Raw genomic sequence first — 19706 nt, 5'->3', positions numbered from 1 at the left:
GTGTTATTGGTAAAAGGCATGAGCAAAAGGCATGAGTAAAAAAGGCGAGCCGGGCGGCTCGCCAAACGCTTACAACATGACGAGCTGTCAGGCCGCCAGGATCTCGGCCAGATCCGCTTCGGCACTGGTGGTGCCCTTGAGACCGAACTGCTCCTCCAGCACCTTGAGCAGGGCCGGGGTGAGGAAGGCCGGGGCGGTCGGGCCGGTGCGGATGTCCTTCACGCCGAGCGCCAGCAGGGTGAGCAGGATGACGATGGCTTTCTGCTCGAACCAGGAGAGCACCAGGGTCAGCGGCAGATCGTTGACACCACACTCGAAGGCGTCGGCCAGCGCCAGGGCGAGCTGGATGGCGGAGTAGGCGTCGTTGCACTGGCCTACGTCCAGCAGGCGAGGAATGCCGCCGATGTCACCGAAATCGAGCTTGTTGAACTTGTACTTGCCGCAGCCCAGGGTGAGCAACAGGCTGTCTTGCGGTACCGCCTTGGCAAACTCGGTGTAGTAGGCGCGCTCGGCGCGATCGCCGTCGCAACCGCCGACCAGGAAGAAGTGGCTGATTTCCCCTGCCTTGACCTTGTCGATGACGGCCGGAGCAGCCTGCATCAGGGCGTTGCGGGCAAAGCCGATGGTGATGAAGTGCTCGAGCTCTTCATGCTTGAAGCCATCCAGCGTCTGCGCCTTCGCGATAACGGCGGAGAAATCGTCCCCTTCCAGATGGGTCACGCCCGGCCAGCCGACGATGGAGCGGGTGAAGATGCGATCCGCATAGTTGCCCACATTCGGGTCGATGATGCAGTTGGAGGTCATCACCACGGCGCCCGGGAAGTTGGCGAACTCTTTTTGCTGGTTCTGCCAGGCGGAGCCGTAGTTGCCCACCAGGTGCGGGTACTGCTTGAAGAAGGGGTAGGCCAACGCTGGCAGCATCTCGCCATGGGTGTAGACATGGATGCCGGTGTCCTTGGTCTGCTCCAGAATGAGCTTGAGATCCACCATGTCATGGCCGGAGACCAGAATGCACTTGCCCGGCACCGGGGTGACGCGTACCCGGGTCGGCTCCGGATGACCAAATGCTGTCGTCTCGCCGCGATCCAGCATCTCCATGATTTTGAAGTTGAGCAGGCCGATATCCATGGCGCATTTAAACAGGGGATCCAGATCGCTGGGATCCGTGCTAAGCCAGCTCATGATGCGGTGGAATTCGGCTGCCACCTCGCTGTCTTGCTGATCCAGCACCCGGGCGTGCTCCATGTAGGCCGCTGCACCCTTGAGGCCGTAGAGGCAGAGCAGGCGCAGCCCCATGATGTCTTCGTTCACTTCGCTCTTGCCACGGTTGACCGCGGTTTGCGGCGCATGGACCAGCTGTGCCAGCAGCTCGGCACCCGGCTCGAAGCTGGCTGCGGCAGGCAGTCCGGCAACCTGCACCGCGCGTTCGGCCAGACGGTTGGCCAGCTGGTGGCGATAGTCCAGGGTCTGGTTGACGTAGCCAACGATACGGGCGGAGTCGAAGTTGACGTTGGTGAGGGTGGCGAAGAAGGCCTTGGGGACGAAGGCATCGATCTCGCTGTCGATGATGCCGTGCTCGCGGGCGGCCAGCGCCCAGGCGCTCAGCCCCTGCAGCGCATAGATCAGCACATCCTGCAGATCCGAGGTCTCGGCAGTCTTGCCGCACATGCCCTGGGCATAGGCGCAACCGTTGCCGGCGGGGGTACGAATTGTCTGTTCACATTGCACACAAAACATCATGTCTCTCCTAATTGGACATTTCAGTTGTCTGTTTTGTGCCGATTCTATGCCTCTCGGGAAAAACTTAATAGGTATTCAATTTGCCAATTCATTTTTCATTGATGCAGATCAAAAACAAAAAAGCCGCCCATCAGAGGGCGGCAAGCGGGGGGATAAACAGGAGAGACTATTCAGGGTTCACAACTCAACGGGTTACAAAACGGATCAGGCCAGGTAGGCGCGCAACATCCAGACCAGTTTTTCCTGCTGCTGCACATAGTCAGAGAGGATGGAGGCTGTACCCTCGTCACCGGCGTCAGCGGCCTGTCCCAGAATGCGGCGCTGGGCGATCAGCAATTCGCGGAAGCTCTCCAGCAGGGATTCGACACAGGCGCGGCCGTCGTGCATGTCTTTTTGCTCGGCAATGGCCGACACCTTCAGATAGTCGCTGAAGCTGTGCATGGGCACGCCATCCAGGGTGAGGATGCGCTCGGCCAGGGCATCGACTTTGAGCAACAGGTCGTTGTAGATCTCTTCGAACTTCAGGTGCAGCTCGAAGAACTGGTTGCCGCGGATATTCCAGTGGAAACCACGGACGTTCATGTAAAGGATCTGGTAGCTGGCCAGCAACTTGTTCAGTCCTGCAGCCAGGGCTTGTGATTGAACGCTATCAAGACCAATCGGGCTTTTCATCTTTCACCTCCAGATTTAGAAACGTATTTCGGAACGGAGTCAGAGTACCGCCATACAAAGTGGAGGGATAATCGCTAGTGTCTAACTGATTGATAGCGAATGGCTATCGAATGGCGGTTCGCGGGATTAGCTGCCGTACTTTTCCAGCAGGGCCATCAGGATGGCCTGGCTCTCGGGATCGGGTTCGCTATCGACCCGGGCCGGGCGAAAGTGGAGTTGAAAGGCGCGCATGACGGCCCGGCTCTGGGCATCCCACTCTCCGGTGATTGGGAGGCCATAACCGTAACGGGCCAGTTGTTGCTGCCAGGTGGCGATGTTCCAGTGCGGCAAGGGGGCGGCAAGCAGCTCGGTGACCCGCTCTTCATCGGGCCAGGCTCCCACCCCGTATTCCAGATAGAGCTGGCGCCAGGGAAAGCGGGGACCGGGATCCTGCTTGCGCTCCGGGGCCACGTCGCTGTGAGCCAGTACCTGGGTCGGCGGGATCTGGTAGCGTTCAACAAGATCCCGGGTCAGGGCGCCGACGGCGGCGATCTGGGCTCGGGTGAACGGTTGCCAGCGCCGCTCATGGGGGAACAGGGACTCCTCTTCCCGGGGATAGCCCAGGTTGACGATCTCGATGCCGAGGGAGCTGGCATTGAGCCCCGCATATTGCCGCCAGCGGCTGAGCCCCGCATGCCAGGCGCGCTGGCTGTCCGGCACCAGCTGATAGACGGGCTGCGGTGTCTCATCGCTGTCGCGGGGGATCAGATAGTGGGCGCTCACCTTGTGCTCGGGTTCGGTCAGCAGGAGCAGAGAGTTGTCATCGTCCTCGTCCGTGTAGTGCAGGATCAGAAAGGCGATGCGCTCATTCTGGCTGGCGCTCTGATAACGGGTGGAGAGCTGGTAGTCGGCCGGGGTGCAGCTGCCCAGCAGGAGCAGCGGGAGCAGCAGAAGCGGGCGCCATCTCCGGGAGGTCCGCAGGAGGGACAGGAGGGAGGAGAGGCGCACCTGCATGGGAAAGAGCCTGGTCCTAGCCGCGATACTTGGCGGTCAGACCGATGAGGAAGTTGCGCAGGATCTGATCCCCGCAATCCTGGTAGTGCTTGTGATCCCTGGCACGGAACAGGGCGCTCAGCTCGGACTTGGAGAGGTTGAAGTTGGCCAGCTTGAGGGTGCCAAGCATGTCTTCCTCTTTGAAGTTGAGGCCGATGCGCAGCTTGCGCAGGATCAGGTTGTTGTTGATCCGGTTCGGGATAACCTGGGGCGGCGCATCTTCCCGCACGCCGCGGCGGGTGGCGATGAAACCGTCGAGGAACTGGCTCAGGGCCGAATCGGGGCAGGCGGCAAAAGCCGGGTCCTGCACTTCTCCCTCTTCGGCTTCTTTCAGCAGCCAGCCGTGCAACTGGGCATGGGTGACGGTCAGGTTGCCCTTGGCAAACATGTCGACCATCTGATCGTTGCTGATGCTGAGGGCGTAGCGCAGGCGGCGCAGAATATCGTTATTGGTCATGCTGACTCCTGTGAAAACGGCGCAACTGTACCATCTGGCGTGCCCCGCGTCAGAAAAAGCGGGGCTCTACTGCCAAAATCCTGGGGCTCACGCCAGATAGCGGGGGGCCTCCTGGCGCACCAGCGCCAGCGCATCCTGCAACTCCAGCAGCTCGGGTTCCAGCTCGCTGACCGGCACGCCGTCGCGCAGCTGCTGCTCGAGTTGTGAGAGCAATCGCTGCAGACCGGGCACTCCGGAGTAGGCACAGCCACCGTTGAGACGATGGATCTGGGCCAGCACCTCGCTATCTTCGATGGCGCCGTTCAGGGCAGATTCCAGCACAGGTTCCACCTCGTCGAAGCTGGCCAGCAGCATGGTCAGCATCTCCCTGGCCAGCGCCTCCTTGCCGGCAGCCTGGCGCACCGCCAGCGACCAGTCTATCTGCTGATCACCGTAGTTCTGGTGGCGGCGATGGGCAAAGTCGGCGATGAGCTGGGCCAGCATGCTCTCGTCGATGGGCTTGGCCAGATAGTCGTCCATCCCCTGGCGGATCAGGCGCTCCCGCTCGCCTGGGATGGCGTGGGCGGTGACCGCGACGATCGGCGTGGTGGTGTTGAGGGACTGGCTGCGGATCGCCTGGGTTGCGCTGATGCCATCCATGATCGGCATCTGGATATCCATGAAGATGATGTCAAACGACTGGCTCTGGGCCTGTTTGACCGCCTCCTTGCCGTTCTTGCACACCACCACCTGGCTCACCATCTCCTTGAGCATGGCGGCGATCAGCTTGAGGTTGGCGGCATTGTCATCCACCGCCAGCACCTTGATCGGCTGCAACTGGCGCGGACTGGGCTGGGCCGGCAATAGCTGGTGGTTCGCCTCCGGGGTGAGCAGGGCGTGCAGCAGCTTGCGATGGTTGACCGGTTTGGAGAGACAGTGCTGGGCTCCGTGGGCTTGCATCGCCTCATAAAGTGCCGGATCGTGGCTGCTGAGCAGCACTATGGTGTTCTGGCGCCCATCGAGGGCATCGAGGCGAGTAAGCACCTGCTGCGGCGTGTGCAGGGTGCTGCTGCCGATGATCACCATCTCCTGGCTGCTCATCTCGGGCCAGGGGGCGTCATGTGCCAGCAGCTGGACATCCAGCTGCCATTCGGCCAGCAGGGCGCGCAGGGAGGCCTGGGCAAAGGGATCCGGCTCCAGCAGCCAGAGTCGTTTGCCGCGGATGCGATCCAGCGGCAGAGAGTCGGCCTGGGGCAGGGGGGAGACCTCCACATCGAGACTGAACGAGAAGACCGAGCCTTTGCCGAGTTCCGATTCGAAACGGATCTGGCCGCCCATCTGCTGCACCAGCTTCTGGGTGATGACGAGACCCAGGCCTGTGCCGCCATAACGGCGGGAGATGGAGGAGTCGGCCTGGTTGAAGGCCTGGAACAGCTGGCGCTGCTGCTCTTCCGAGATGCCAATGCCGGTATCGCGGATCTGGACGTTGAGCCTCACCTTGTGATGGCTGCTGCCGATCTGCTGGATGTGCACATCCACGTTGCCCTGCTCGGTAAACTTGATGGCGTTGCCGGCGAGATTGGTCAGTACCTGCTGCAGGCGCATGGGGTCGCCAGTCAGGTAGTCCGGCACCTCGGCATCCACTCGCAGGGAGAGCTCCAGTTGCTTGTCGTGGGCGCTGGGGCCAAGCAGATGCATAGTTTCGTTGAGGGTGTCTCGCAGGCTGAAGGGGATATGCTCCAGCTGCAGCTTGCCCGCCTCGAGTTTCGAGAAATCGAGGATGTCGTTGATGATGCCAAGGAGGTTGCGCGCCGACTTCTCGATGGTCTGCATGTAGTCGGTCTGGCTCGGGGTCAGGCTGGTTTTCAGCAGCTGGCGGGTAAAGCCGATGACGCCGTTGAGTGGGGTGCGCAGCTCGTGAGACATGTTGGCGAGGAACTCGGACTTGACCCGGGCCGCCTCCTGGGCGCGCTTCTTGGCCATGTCGAGTTCGACGTTCTGGATCTCGATCTGCTCCAGGGTTTCACGAAGGTCCGAGGTTGCCTGATCGATGTTCTGCTGCATCTCCTCGTGATATTCGGAGAGCGCCTTGGCCATGGCGTTGATGCCGTTTTTCAGCATGTCCAGCTCGCCGGTGAGCTGGCCGTTGACCCGGGTGTCGAGGCGCCCCTCCCTGATCTTGTGCACCGCCTGCACCATGTCGGTGATGGGCTGGGTCACGCTCTTGACCAGGCGGAAGCCAAACAGGGTGCTGAAGGCCACCCCGATAATCACCATGATGACGGCGAAGAAGGTGTCGCGATAGTGAAGCAACATGGCGCGATCTGTCGTTATCTGCATGGAGATATAACCGATCATCGGTGGCTCCACATCGCTTGGCAGCGGGAAGCCGTCCAGGCTGGTTTCGGCCTGGATCGGGGTGCGCAATATGATGTCATCCCCCTGGAAGGTGACACTGGTCAGCTCCGGGATGGGCTGGCCGTCGGGCAGCCGCAGTCGGGTAAAGTCCCTGTGGTAGTTGGAGGTGACGAACAGCTGGTTGTCCTGGGTGAAGACGGCGATGGACTTGATGAGCGGCGAATTCTTGCGATGGGTCAGCCCTATCAGCCGTTTGAGCGACTCCCGGCTGTGCTGGGTCATGCCATATTCGCTGGCGATGGCGAGGGGTTCGATGATGTTGATGCCCTGATCGATCAGGTTGTTTTCCAGCTGCTGATAGCGGTGGAAGGTGAAGTAACCGGCCATCAGGCCGCCGATCAACAGGGTAGGCAGTATGGTAAAGGCGAGAACGCGTGCTCTCAGGCCATATTTGGTCATACGAACAGGCCACCAGTAAACGGGGTTGGCGATAGGGTGAACGGCAATGCACGGGCTCTGTGGCCGTATTTGGTCATACTATTATTCTTGTGGGACAATACCCGGCTGCAGATTCCACAATCATGACATAGCCACCTATAGGCACCAAGTTTTATGGCCCAGTTTTTCAAGCCCCAAAAGAAGTCAACCCAGCCCCAACGTATTGAATTTACGATAGACACTCTGGACCACCACTGTGTCGGCATCGGTCGCCACCAGGGCAAGGCGATCTTCGTCGAAGGGGCGCTGCCCGGCGAGACGGTCAAGGCCCGCATCACCGAGGAGAAGAAGCACTATGGCCATGCGGCGCTGCAACAGGTGGTGACGCCGGCGGCCAATCGCATCGCTCCGTTTTGCAGCCACTATCGCGAGTGCGGCGGTTGCAGTGCCCAGCATATGTCGGTAGACGATCAACAGGCCGCCAAGGCGGCCGGGCTGGTCAGCCTGTTCGAACGTCTTGGCAACATCAAGGCCCCCGCCCTAGAGCCTGTGCTGAGCGGTGAAGATAGGGCCTATCGCCGGGTCTGTCGCCTCGCCATCAAGTTTGACAAAAACGGTCGCTGCACCCGGGTCGGTTTTCGTCGTCGCAATACCAATGACCTGGTCGAGATTGAGGGGTGCCCCGTGCTGGCCGCGCCGCTCTCTGCCCTCATTGCCCCGCTGCGTGCCTGCCTCAACCGCCTCAAGAGTCAGCGTGAACTGGGCCATGCGGAGCTGATCCAGTCAGAGCAGGGGATCATGCTGCTGCTGCGTCACACCGGGCGCCCCAACGAGACCGACCGCGCCCTGCTGGTGGCGTTTGCCGCAGAACAGGGGGTCGACCTCTATCTGCAGGCGAACGACGAGCAGATAGAGCCGCTGCATCAACAATTCGAACCCTCTTACTCGCTCGATGGCTTGTCTCTTGCATTCGCTCCCGGTGACTTTATCCAGGTCAACGGCCCCATCAACCAGAGCATGGTGGCCCAGGCGTTGGCCTGGCTCGGGGCGACCAGGGATGACAAGGTGCTGGATCTGTTCTGCGGCATCGGCAACTTTACCCTGCCGCTTGCCCGGCAGGCCCGCGAAGTGGTGGGGGTGGAAGGGGAGCTGGCCATGGTGGCCCGCGCCGAGGAGAACGCCCGTCGCAATGGCATCGACAACGCCCGTTTCTACAAGGCGGACTTGAGTGGCGATATCGTCGGCATGTCCTGGGCACGGGAAGGGTTCGACTTGGTGTTGCTGGATCCGGCGCGCCCCGGTGCCCTGGAAGTGATGGGACACGTGGCGAAGCTTTCTCCCAAGCGGGTGGTCTACGTCTCCTGTAATCCGGTGACGCTGGCGCGCGACAGCCAAGTGCTGGTGAAGGGCGGCTACCGGTTGGCCAGATTGGGGATGCTCGACATGTTCCCTCACACTGGTCACCTGGAGTCCATGGCGCTGTTTGTGCGGGAGTGACCCTTGCATGGGCTCCCTGCCACGGGATCGGGAGGGGGCCCATGGCGCCCGCTTTTCTCTTGTTCTTTCGCCCCCATGGCGCTGTCTGAGCAGGAGTGAATGGGGTAATCTAACCCTTCGGTACGTAGGCAGGGCCTGCTGGAGAACACATCTGCCTTTGGGCGGTGAGCCTTGAATAGTTCTCCGGATATCCCCATTTGAAGCAGTCATCATCAGATGAGGGGGGAGGAAGCGTCAGCTTTCGGCCCAACAATTTAAAGGATTGATACCATGGTTGCGGTTCGCGATATTCATTTGAAAGACAACTTCACCCTGGAGGAGTGGGTCGGCTCGCTCTCTTTAAGTGACAGTGACAAGGATCAGCTGCGAACCGTCTACCAGTATTGTCTGACGCTCGGTGACGAGGCGCTGACCAGCAAGCTGCTGGTGCGTGGCATTGAGATGGTGGGCATCCTGCTGATGCTCAGCATGGATATCGCGACCCTCAAGGCCGCCATCATCTACCCCTTCGTCGAAGCCGGTCTCATCAGCCAGGAGCGGATGGACGAGGACTTCGGTCCCAAGATCGCCAAGCTGGTGGAAGGGGTGCTGGAGATGGAGGCCATCCGTTCCCTGCAGACCCTGCATCGCAGCGAGACTTCGCCGGAGCAGGTCGACAATGTGCGGCGCATGCTGCTCGCCATGGTCGAGGATGTGCGCGCCGTGGTCATCAAGCTGGCGGAACGGATCGCCTGCCTGCGGGAGGCGAAGAAGGCGGATGAAGAGACCCGGGTGCTGATGGCCCAGGAGATCACCAACATCTATGCTCCGCTTGCCAACCGCCTCGGCATCGGTCAGCTCAAGTGGGAGCTCGAGGATCTCGCCTTCCGCTATCTGCACCCGGATACCTACAAGCAGATCGCCAAGCAGCTCGACGAGAAGCGCCTCGATCGGGAGCGTTACATCCGCGAGTTCGTGCAGTCCCTGCGCGATGCCCTGAAAGAGGCGGGGGTCGAGGCCGAGGTCTATGGCCGCCCGAAACACATCTACAGCATCTGGCGCAAGATGCAGAAGAAGCACCTCGAATTCAACGAGCTGTTCGACGTGCGCGCGGTGCGGGTGGTGACCAAGCGGCTGCAGGATTGCTATGCGGCGCTTGGTATTGTTCACACCCACTTCCACCATATTCCCCGCGAGTTTGACGACTATGTCGCCAACCCCAAACCCAATGGCTACCAGTCCATCCATACCGTGGTGGTGGGGCCTGAGGGCAAGACGGTGGAGATCCAGATCCGCACCGATCAGATGCATCAGGATGCAGAGCTCGGCGTGGCGGCGCACTGGCGCTACAAGGAAGGGGCACAAGCCGGCGGCAAGGGGGGCAACTTCGAAGACAAGATCGAGTGGCTGCGCAAGCTGCTCGCCTGGCAGGAGGATCTCTCCGAGAGCGGCTCACTGCTCGAGGATCTGCGCAGTCAGGTGTTCGAGGACAGGGTCTACGTCTTCACTCCGAAAGGGGATGTCATCGACCTGCCGGCGGGGGCCACGCCACTCGACTTTGCCTATCACGTCCACAGCATGATCGGCCACCGCTGCATCGGCGCCAAGATCGACGGCCGTATCGTGCCGTTCACCTATGCCCTGCAGACTGGCGATCAGGTTGAGGTGATCACCCAGAAGGAGCCGAACCCGAGCCGCGACTGGATGAACCCCAACTCCGGCTTCCTGCGCTCCAGCCGGGCGCGGGCCAAGGTGGCCACCTGGTTCAGAAAGCTGGATCGGGACAAAAACATCGTCGCCGGGCGCGAGCTGTTCGACAAAGAGCTGGATCGCCACAACCTCAGCATGGCCAAGATCGACAAGGGCAGCATGCTGCGCCGCTTCAATCTGGAGAGCACCGACGATCTGCTGGCCGGCATCGGCAGCGGCGACATCCGCATCAACCAGGTGATCAACTACCTGGACACCTGCTACAACAAGCCGACGGCAGAGGAGGAAGATCGCCGCCTGCTGGAGAAGCTGGAGCAGAAGGCCAACGCGCCGTTCCGCCACAAGCCCAAGGATCACATCGTGGTGGAAGGGGTCGGCAACCTGATGACCCATATCGCCCGCTGCTGCCAGCCGATCCCCGGGGATGCCATCCAGGGCTTCATCACCATGGGCCGTGGCGTCTCCATCCACCGGGAGGATTGCGAGCAGTTGAAAGAGCTGTCACGGCGTAACCCGGAGAGGCTGATCGATGCGGTATGGGGGGAGAACTACTCCGGCGGTTACGGCCTTACCATCCGCATCCTCTCCAACGACAGATCCGGCCTGCTGCGCGACATCACGACCGTGCTCGCCAACGAAAAGATCAACGTGATGGGGGTGCGCTCACGCTCCAACGTGCGCGAGCAGACCGCCGAGATCGACATGGAGCTGGAAATTTACAACATCAACGCCTTCAACCGGGCGTTGGCCAAGCTCAGCCAGCTCAACGATGTAATCAGCGCCAAGCGCCTCTGATATCGACTGACCGGCCCCTGTGGCCGGTCACTGTTTTATCCCCCTGTTGCACGAAAAAAAGCGAATATCCCCATGTCCCAACGTTACGACCTGCCTCAACTGCTCGATATCATGTCCCGCCTGCGCGACCCGAAAGGGGGCTGCCCCTGGGATCTCAAGCAGAGTTTCCAGACCATAGTGCCGCACACCCTGGAGGAGGCCTACGAGGTGGCCGACGCCATCGAGACCGAAGATTGGCAGGGGCTGAAAGGGGAGCTGGGGGATCTGCTGTTTCAGGTGGTCTTCTATGCCCAGCTTGGCAAGGAGCAGGGATTGTTCGACTTTGCCGACATCGTCGATACGGTGAGCGAGAAGCTCATTCGCCGTCACCCCCATGTTTTCTCCGATGCCGATCTCGGTGACGAGCAGGCGGTCAAGGCAAACTGGGAGGCGGAAAAGGCCAAAGAGCGGGCGGCGCTAGACAAAGAGAGCGTGCTTGACGACATCCCCCTCTCGCTGCCGGCCCTGACCCGGGCCGCCAAGATCCAGAAGCGTTGCGCCACCGTCGGTTTTGACTGGAAGACCCTGGGCCCCGTGGTGGACAAGATCCATGAGGAGATTGACGAGGTGATGGAAGAGGCGCTGATGGCCGATGTGGATGAGGCGCGGGTGAGTGACGAGCTCGGCGACCTGCTGTTTGCCACCGTCAACCTGGTGCGCCATCTGGGCAAGGATCCGGAACAGGTGCTGCGGGCCGCCAACGCCAAGTTCGAGCGACGGTTTCGTCAGGTTGAGCAGTTTATCGCCGCGGAAGGGCTGAAAATGACCGACTGCAGCCTCGAGAAGCTCGATGCCGCCTGGGATAGAGCCAAGGAAACCGAGCAAAGTTGATTTGGCGCAAGACGGGGCGGCGAGGAGCCTGATAGATTTTTGCTCATTGTTTGGGAGAGGGGTTTTTGGTATACTGTTTCCCCGTCCTGCTTCATCCCCGAAGCACCCCTTAAAATTCCCTAAACTTCTTTCAGGTTCAGCATGACGACAAAATATATTTTTGTAACTGGTGGCGTTGTTTCATCCCTCGGCAAAGGCATTGCCGCAGCTTCTCTGGCAGCCATTCTGGAAGCCCGTGGTCTGGATGTGACCATCATGAAACTGGACCCCTATATCAACGTGGATCCGGGCACCATGAGCCCGACCCAGCATGGTGAAGTGTTCGTAACCGAGGACGGGGCTGAAACCGATCTGGATTTGGGCCACTACGAGCGTTTCATCCGCACCAAGATGACCCGTCGCAACAACTTCACCACCGGCCGCATCTACGCAGACGTGCTGCGCAAAGAGCGTCGTGGTGACTACCTGGGCGCCACCATCCAGGTGATCCCGCACATCACCAACGCCATCAAGGAGCGGGTGATTGCCGGTGCCGAAGGTCATCAGGTTGCCATCGTCGAGGTTGGCGGTACCGTGGGCGATATCGAGTCCCTGCCGTTCCTCGAGGCCATTCGTCAGCTGGCAGCTGAAGTGGGCCGCAACAACGCCATGTTCATGCACCTGACTCTGGTTCCTTACCTGGCTGCCGCCGGCGAGGTGAAGACCAAGCCGACCCAGCACTCCGTCAAAGAACTGCTCTCCATCGGTATTCAGCCGGATGTGCTGATCTGCCGCTCCGACCGTGCCATTCCGGCCAACGAGCGTGCCAAGATCGCCCTGTTCTGTAACGTACCGGAGCGCGCCGTCATCTCCATGAAGGATGTCGACTCCATCTACAAGATCCCGGCACTGCTGAAATCCCAGAGCCTGGACTCCTACATCACCGAGCGCTTCGGCATCGAGTGCAAAGAGGCCGATCTGGCCGAGTGGGAACAGGTTATCTACGAAGAGGCCAACCCGACTGCCGAAGTGACCATCGGCATGGTGGGCAAGTACGTCTCCCTGCCGGACGCCTACAAGTCCGTCAACGAGGCGCTCAAGCACGGCGGTCTGAAGACTCGTCTCTCCGTCAACATCAAGTACATCGATTCCCAGGACATCGAGACCCGTGGCGCCGAGCTGCTGGAAGGTCTGGATGCCATCCTGGTGCCGGGCGGCTTCGGCGAGCGCGGCGTAGAAGGCAAGATCCTGGCCGCCAAGTATGCCCGTGAGAACAAGATCCCGTACCTCGGCATCTGCCTCGGCATGCAGGTTGCGCTGATCGAATACGCCCGCAACGTGGCGGGCATGGAAGGGGCTCACTCCTCCGAGTTCAAGAAAGAGTGTCCCTATCCGGTGGTTGGCCTCATCACCGAATGGGTGGATGAAGAGGGTAACGTCGAGACTCGTACCGAGAAGTCCGATCTGGGCGGCACCATGCGTCTGGGTTCCCAGCTCTGCCACCTGGTCGAAGGTTCCAAAGTACGTCAGATGTACGGCAGCCCGACCATTTACGAGCGTCACCGCCACCGTTATGAAGTTAACAACAAGCTGTTGCCGCAGATCGAGGCAGCAGGCCTGAAGGTGACCGGTCTCTCCGCCGACAAGAAGCTGGTGGAAATTATCGAGATCCCGGATCATCCTTGGTTTGTCGCGGCCCAGTTCCACCCGGAGTTCACCTCAACTCCCCGTGATGGCCACGCCCTGTTCGCCGGTTTCGTGAAGGCGGCAGGTGAGTACCAGAAGCGTAATTTGAAGTAATTGAAAATAAATGCGGTTGGGGCACTGTGCCACAGCCGCTTTTTTTGGCATATTTTTGTTGTTTTTTTACGAAACCTGAGGAAATACACATGTCCAAGATCGTTAAAGTGATCGGTCGTGAAATCATCGACTCCCGTGGTAACCCGACCGTTGAGGCCGAAGTTCACCTGGAAGGTGGTTTTGTTGGTATGGCAGCCGCTCCGTCTGGCGCGTCCACCGGTTCCCGCGAAGCGCTGGAACTGCGTGACGGCGACAAGAGCCGTTTCCTGGGTAAAGGCGTGCTGAAAGCAATCGAAGCCGTAAACGGCCCGATCGCTCAAGCTCTGCTGGGTAAAGATGCCAAGGACCAGGCCACTGTCGACCAGATCATGATCGACCTCGACGGTACCGAGAACAAATCCAAGTTCGGCGCCAACGCCATCCTGGCTGTTTCCCTGGCCAACGCCAAGGCTGCTGCTGCTGCCAAAGGCCTGCCGCTGTACGCCCACATCGCCGAGCTGAACGGCACCCCGGGTGTTTACTCCATGCCGCTGCCCATGATGAACATCATCAACGGTGGTGAGCACGCCGACAACAACGTCGACATCCAGGAGTTCATGATCCAGCCGGTTGGCGCCAAGACCCTGAAAGAAGCCGTTCGCATGGGCGCCGAAGTGTTCCACAACCTGGCCAAAGTACTGAAGGCCAAGGGTTACAACACTGCCGTTGGTGACGAAGGTGGTTTCGCTCCTAACCTGAAATCCAACGCCGAAGCGCTGGAAGTGATCGCCGAAGCCGTTGCTGCTGCCGGTTACAAGCTGGGCACCGACGTGACCCTGGCCATGGACTGCGCTGCTTCCGAGTTCTACGACGCAGAGAAGAAAGAGTACAACCTGAAAGGCGAAGGCCGTGTCTTCACCTCCAACGGTTTCTCCGACTTCCTGGAAGAGCTGACTGCCAAGTTCCCGATCGTCTCCATCGAAGATGGCCTGGACGAATCTGACTGGGAAGGCTTCGCCTACCAGACCCAGAAACTGGGCAAGAAAATCCAGATCGTGGGTGACGACCTGTTCGTAACCAACACCAAGATCCTGAAGCGCGGTATCGACAACGGCATCGCCAACTCCATCCTGATCAAGTTCAACCAGATCGGTTCCCTGACCGAAACTCTGGCTGCCATCAAGATGGCCAAAGACGCTGGCTACACCGCCGTCATCTCCCACCGCTCCGGTGAGACCGAAGACGCGACCATCGCCGACCTGGCTGTTGGTACCGCTGCTGGCCAGATCAAGACCGGTTCCATGAGCCGTTCTGACCGTGTTGCCAAGTACAACCAGCTGATCCGTATCGAAGAAGCGCTGGGTGAGAAGGCTCCGTTCCGCGGTCTGAAAGAAGTTAAAAACCAGGCTTGATTTGCTGGTTAACCAGCCTCGGCTGGTGTGAGAAAAACCGGAACCCTTGGGTTCCGGTTTTTTTTCGTCTGCAGATTGCGCCGGCCAGCCACCTGTGTCGATTACGGAACGTCTGCCTGGCCCTTATGCAGGAAGGCAAGAGTAGGGCAGGGCACATTGAAGTGTGGCGATAACGGGCTGCCCTTGCCAAAAGGCGTATGGGGTGCTGGGGGATAGTGCGTTTCGAGCTTGCTGCGGGTTTGAAAAGGGGCCAGCGGCCAAAGCCATGATCTTGTTAACAGTCACTGATAAATAAGTCTTTTATGATATCCGGCAAACGCTTGCACAAAGGATGTCTACGCAGATGAAACACCTCTCCATCAGGGGCAAGACCCTGACCCTGGCCATAGTCCCCATTCTGATGATGGCCCTGCTGCTCAATGTCGGGATCTGGTGGCGCGCACAGCAGTCCCTGACGGAGCAGCTCGATCGTTACCGCGCCAGCGCCCTCGAGCAGAAGAAGGTGGCACTGGCCGAACACGTGCTGATGGCCAGAACCGCCATCGCCCATCTGCTCAGCCAGGACAGCCCCGAGGCCCGCGAGCAGGCCAAGGGCATACTGCGCACCCTGCGCTATGACGAGGATGGCTACTTCTACGTCTACGACACCAGGGGGATCAACATCGCCCATGGCATCAAGCAGGCGCTGGAGGGCAAGGATCTCTCCGGCATGACCGACAGCGAAGGCAACAAGGTGATCCTCGATATCATCAAGGCGGCCGAGAGTGGCGACGGCTATTCGCGCTTTATCTGGGACAAGCCCTCCAAGGGGAGCGAGCAACCCAAGCTCGGCTATGCCGTGCTGCTGCCCCAGTGGGGCTGGGTGCTGGGCACCGGTTTCTATATCGACGACATCGACGATGCGGTGGCCAGGTCCCGTGAGGAAGGGGAGGCCGAACTGGCCATCACCATGCGCGATACCCTGCTCACCTCGCTGTTGCTGACCCTGCTCGCCATCGTTGGCGGCCTCTGGGTGTCGCGCTCCATCACCCGACCGATCCAGACCCTGGTGGAGAGTTTTCACGATCTCGCCCACGGCGAGGGGGATCTCACCCGCCGCCTCAAGCTGGAGCAGGGGGATGAGCTTGGCGATCTCGCCCGCAGCTTCAACGGATTTATCGAGAAGATCCACCATCTGGTAGAGCAGGTGACATCGGCCTCGGATCGGGTCTACCAGTCGGTTGAGACCCTGCAGCGCCAGTCCGGCGACTATCTCTCTCGCATGGGTTCCCATCACAGGGAGACGGAGCAGGTGGTGGCCGCCATGACAGAGATGAGCTCCACCGCCCACAGCGTGGCGGGCAACGCCGGCGATGCGGCCGCCGCCACCGGCAGTGCCGACAACCTGTCGCGCCAGACCCGGGTGGTGATCACCCGCGCCATGGATGGCATCGACACCCTGATCACCGACCTTAATGCCATCCACGAACAGATAGGCACCCTGACCCGGGAGACGGATCAGATCCAGAACGTGGTGGGGGTTATCTCGGGGATTGCCGATCAGACCAACCTGCTGGCGCTCAATGCCGCCATCGAGGCAGCCCGGGCCGGCGAGCAGGGGCGCGGCTTTGCCGTGGTGGCCGACGAGGTGCGCCAGCTTGCCTCCCGCACCCAGCAGAGCACGGTCGAGATCGGCACCATGCTGCAGCGGCTGCAGCAGATGGTGACTACCGCCGGCTCCCTGATGAGCGAGAGCCAGGCCCGCCACAGCAATACCCTGGCCGAGACCGGCGCTCTGGTGACCAACCTCGACGAGATGAGCAGCGCCATCACCACCATCAACGACATGAACCTGCAGATCGCCAGCGCCGCCGAGCAGCAGCACGCGGTGACCGAGGAGATCAACCGCAATCTGGTGGCGATCCAGCAGATCGTGGCCGAGCTGAGCGAGGGGGCCGATGCCACCCGCCATACCTGCGCGGAGCTGGCCGACTCGGGCCGTACCCTGCATCGGTTGGTGGAGCGATTCCAGATATAGAACGAAAAAGGAGCCCGGTCGGGCTCCTTTGCTATTGCCAGGAGAGCAAGCCTGGCGGCTTGGTGCTACCGGGATGTCGCCCGCCCTGCGGGAGTGGGGTGGTGGGTAACGGGGTATTGTGGGGTAGGGTGCAATAAGCGCAGCGCATTGCACCGGGGTGTTGGAGGCTGTGTTGTCGCAGAGTGACTCCCTCCCCTGTCAAGGGGAGGGTTGGGGGTGGGGTTCTTCTGTGATGGAGGGGCGCTCGCCCGTTGAGCGGGGAGAAGCTGGCTGACCTCTCGCCCCTGTGGCGACCATCACGGCGCTACTGACCCACTCAGCTCGCCCCGGCGGCTTGCAGTGGGTCGTAATACCGTGCCCATCTTCATCTGATGGAAAAGATTCGCTATGCGGTGCTCATAATGTGGGGGGGGGCCTAATTTCTTTGTTTTATCGAGTCTTTATGAAAAATCATTCATAGGTTCATCACTTGTCTAACGCCCTGTTAAGGTGTGAGCAATGCAATACCGAAGTCGCCGCATACCACCTTAATCACTAAAAGCAACGCATATCAAACATGCCACGCATTGCGAATTACTTTTGAACGGTTTGTTAACTTACCTTTCTGATTACTACACTGTAACTAACCGCATTATCTCCACTACTCTTAGTGATGACTTCATGTTGGATTTTTTTGTCTTTCATTGGGTATCTGTAAGGTTTGTCCATTAACCAGTAAATCAGAGACGCAGATTTTGCACCAAATTTAGTTAAACTTAATAGCCACAAGAGCCCGCTTAGAGTTAGTTGATACAATATCGGTATAGATAAAAAAACGCTACAAAAAACAACATCTCTACGAGAGTCATCTCACTAACGTCATAACCAGTCAGCGTAAGAATAAATCCTATGAGCCCTAGCGTAACTGCTGCTAGCATAAGTCCCTTGGCAGTGATAAAGAAGGTTGTTTCTTTCTTAACCCTTTCCCAGTCATGTTTAAGTAACCTTGAGATACTATCATTGATTTCTCGTAAAGCAGAAATTTCCTGATTGGCTTCCAAGCTGATCAGTCGATAAATAACATCTTTATCATTTTCATCATAAGGATTAATCAAAACCTGAAGCTGAGCTCTTGCCTCAGTAACCTTCTGCCAATTTCCATCTATACTATTTTTGTTTATCTCAATAACTAATTCTCTGATTTTCTCACGCCATTTTTGACGTTCTTGAGTGACATTCTGAATGATAATGCTCTTATCTTTATCATAACGAGTAAACAACAGAGTAATAAGTGAACCGAATATGCCTGAACCTAATATTATCCCAGTATTGTCTAAAATTTCTTTCATTCGAAATTACCACTTTTTGTAAGTTAACGCCGCGTTAAGGGATGAATGCCGCATAAACCAGCTTTCCGGAAATCTCTTTCACCTCCAGACTCACCGCATGCCAAAAATGTCACACGGCATGAATCCCTCTTAAACGCTTTGTTAGTATTTTAATACACTGTACGTACAAGCGATTGATAGTTAACTCTGCGATTAACTGCATTCATGAAATAGTAGTCATCAAAAATAATTTCCTTCTTCAAAATTTCATGAGTTTCATCACCTAAAACTTCCGTAATAACCAAGTAGAAACGCTGATATTTTTCATCATCAACTTCGAATACATCGAAATCTGTAAAATGAAACGTGAGGTCAACAAACTGCCTTTTGTCCTTCACTTCTTTTTGACGATCGATCCGCCCATACTGATAAGCTCTACACCATTTGGAATTTTCATTGAACAATTCCAGTAATTCTCGCCCTGATGGGTAGGTTGTATCAAAGCTGGCATAAAAAAGGTTCTGACTATCAGCCATATATGCGAAAGCATAAGGTAAATTTTCTTTAGTAACATAGCGATAAAGATGACCTTTTTCTTCTTTGAAATTGGTAACCATATTGACAAACAAGCCCTCAGTCGCTTTCAAGCCAATGCTTTTTCTTATAGCCGTATCGATCAAGTCTGGGTATGATTTAACAAGCTCGAGTAATTCATTGGCTGACGCAGTCCCTTCACCTCGTTGTACTTTGCTGGTAGAAGAACTAGGGTTTGCGTAGCGACATTGCTCATATGCATCTTGATCATAATCTGCAAGGTCGGGAATACTTCTTTTTACGTGTCTGGCATGCATTGAGACAGTTCGTTTGTTTTCGTCAACAAACTGATCATCAACATGAAGATGAATAAGGATTACTGGGTTTTCACAAGCGGGGCAAAGGGCATAGTGCTTCTTTTCACCATTTACTGTTTGATAAAATGGGGCCTTACGCTTCGTTGCTTCGATAAAATTGTTCTCACTTACTTTAATGTATTGAACTACGCCCTTTTTTACCTTGAATACTCTCATGTTGACTCCTTAATCACATATAATCAAAAGGTAACATAAATAAACCTTGAGTCATATGAAAGTGTTTCGTTTTTGATGATGTCTGAAGAAAATACTAACGCCAGCCTAAGTGGCTGACAACGCATTACCACAAAACTCAATCACAACAGCCATAACCACCGCGGCTCAATGGGACTGGAAACGCCATGCGTTGACTGTCCCTCTTGAGGTGTTTGTTAGGCATATTTTATTGAATTTTTTGGGGTTATGGATAAGAACATATACCTTGAAATTTTGCATCTTCGCCAACAGTACATATTGCTATTATATTTTCTTGTTTTTCCCACACGAATTTACAGTTCGCCATTCCTGTTCCTGCACAAGCCAACATTTCAGGTCTACCTTCACAACGCGAGTCACCTTTAAAACAAGTGTCTGCATCGTTGCTTACATAAGGCTTCCAGCCAGCTTTTATCATTTTCTCTCGAATACTTGAATAACTTTCATGTGCTATAAAATTAGGGATATCGGAAGATTGTGAATAAGAGAATTGCGGAACACTTATCAACACAATGGAAAAAATAATTAATGTTCTGATTTTCATAACTATATTCAGCTTGCAAATTTTATTTGCCTAAC

14 protein-coding genes are annotated in these 19706 nt (G+C 57.5%); 6 read left to right on the top strand and 8 right to left on the bottom strand.

The annotated features are described in order from the left end of the window. Positions 1–87: 87 nt before the first annotated feature. From hcp to barA, 5 genes are all read right to left on the bottom strand, one after another. Positions 88–1737, bottom strand: coding sequence for a hydroxylamine reductase (gene hcp / locus BN1123_RS10665; protein ID WP_042027008.1), 1650 nt, complete (start codon positions 1735–1737; stop codon positions 88–90). A gap of 207 nt (positions 1738–1944) precedes the next feature. Further along, positions 1945–2412, bottom strand: a complete 468-nt coding sequence (locus BN1123_RS10660) for a Dps family protein (protein WP_042026925.1) — start codon at positions 2410–2412, stop codon at positions 1945–1947. A 126-nt stretch (positions 2413–2538) separates the two neighbouring features. Then, positions 2539–3405: an N-acetylmuramoyl-L-alanine amidase gene (locus BN1123_RS10655; RefSeq protein ID WP_082037526.1), complete on the bottom strand. Its 867-nt coding sequence runs from the start codon at positions 3403–3405 to the stop codon at positions 2539–2541. Between the two features lie 16 nt (positions 3406–3421). Further along, on the bottom strand, positions 3422–3901 hold the full coding sequence (locus BN1123_RS10650; RefSeq protein ID WP_026456175.1) for a YehS family protein: 480 nt from the start codon (positions 3899–3901) through the stop codon (positions 3422–3424). Between the two features lie 87 nt (positions 3902–3988). Beyond that, positions 3989–6697 (bottom strand): two-component sensor histidine kinase BarA, encoded by a 2709-nt coding sequence (gene barA / locus BN1123_RS10645; protein WP_042026923.1) that lies wholly within the window; start codon positions 6695–6697, stop codon positions 3989–3991. Between the two features lie 153 nt (positions 6698–6850). On the opposite strand from barA, the gene rlmD reads away from it, so the two are divergent. The 6 genes from rlmD to BN1123_RS10615 all read left to right on the top strand — a co-directional run bounded on the left by rlmD (position 6851) and on the right by BN1123_RS10615 (position 16714). Then, positions 6851–8173: a 23S rRNA (uracil(1939)-C(5))-methyltransferase RlmD gene (gene rlmD, locus BN1123_RS10640; RefSeq protein ID WP_042026922.1), complete on the top strand. Its 1323-nt coding sequence runs from the start codon at positions 6851–6853 to the stop codon at positions 8171–8173. Positions 8174–8443: 270 nt separating this feature from the next. Then, a complete protein-coding gene (gene relA / locus BN1123_RS10635) occupies positions 8444–10657 on the top strand; it encodes a GTP diphosphokinase (protein WP_042026921.1) in 2214 nt (737 codons plus the stop codon). A gap of 72 nt (positions 10658–10729) precedes the next feature. Continuing rightward, positions 10730–11527 (top strand): nucleoside triphosphate pyrophosphohydrolase, encoded by a 798-nt coding sequence (gene mazG, locus BN1123_RS10630; protein WP_042026919.1) that lies wholly within the window; start codon positions 10730–10732, stop codon positions 11525–11527. Between the two features lie 141 nt (positions 11528–11668). Beyond that, complete coding sequence (gene pyrG, locus BN1123_RS10625) at positions 11669–13306, top strand: glutamine hydrolyzing CTP synthase (RefSeq protein WP_026458419.1); 1638 nt, start codon at positions 11669–11671, stop codon at positions 13304–13306. Between the two features lie 89 nt (positions 13307–13395). Next, positions 13396–14697, top strand: coding sequence for a phosphopyruvate hydratase (gene eno, locus BN1123_RS10620; RefSeq protein WP_042026918.1), 1302 nt, complete (start codon positions 13396–13398; stop codon positions 14695–14697). A gap of 343 nt (positions 14698–15040) precedes the next feature. Then, the gene (locus BN1123_RS10615) at positions 15041–16714 is read left to right on the top strand and encodes a methyl-accepting chemotaxis protein (protein ID WP_042026916.1); all 1674 of its coding nucleotides are present in this window, start codon (positions 15041–15043) and stop codon (positions 16712–16714) included. Positions 16715–17496: 782 nt separating this feature from the next. Here the strand turns inward: BN1123_RS10615 and BN1123_RS10610 are convergent. From BN1123_RS10610 to BN1123_RS21355, 3 genes are all read right to left on the bottom strand, one after another. Further along, on the bottom strand, positions 17497–18042 hold the full coding sequence (locus BN1123_RS10610) for a hypothetical protein (RefSeq protein ID WP_042026915.1): 546 nt from the start codon (positions 18040–18042) through the stop codon (positions 17497–17499). A gap of 149 nt (positions 18043–18191) precedes the next feature. Then, complete coding sequence (locus tag BN1123_RS21360) at positions 18192–19088, bottom strand: hypothetical protein (RefSeq protein WP_156130525.1); 897 nt, start codon at positions 19086–19088, stop codon at positions 18192–18194. A gap of 244 nt (positions 19089–19332) precedes the next feature. Beyond that, a complete protein-coding gene (locus tag BN1123_RS21355) occupies positions 19333–19671 on the bottom strand; it encodes a hypothetical protein (protein ID WP_156130523.1) in 339 nt (112 codons plus the stop codon). Positions 19672–19706: the final 35 nt, after the last annotated feature.

The sequence above is a fragment of the Aeromonas enteropelogenes genome, from assembly GCF_000819845.1.
Taxonomy (GTDB): Bacteria; Pseudomonadota; Gammaproteobacteria; order Enterobacterales; family Aeromonadaceae; genus Aeromonas; species Aeromonas enteropelogenes.
This window is presented reverse-complemented; position numbering and strand designations above follow the sequence as displayed.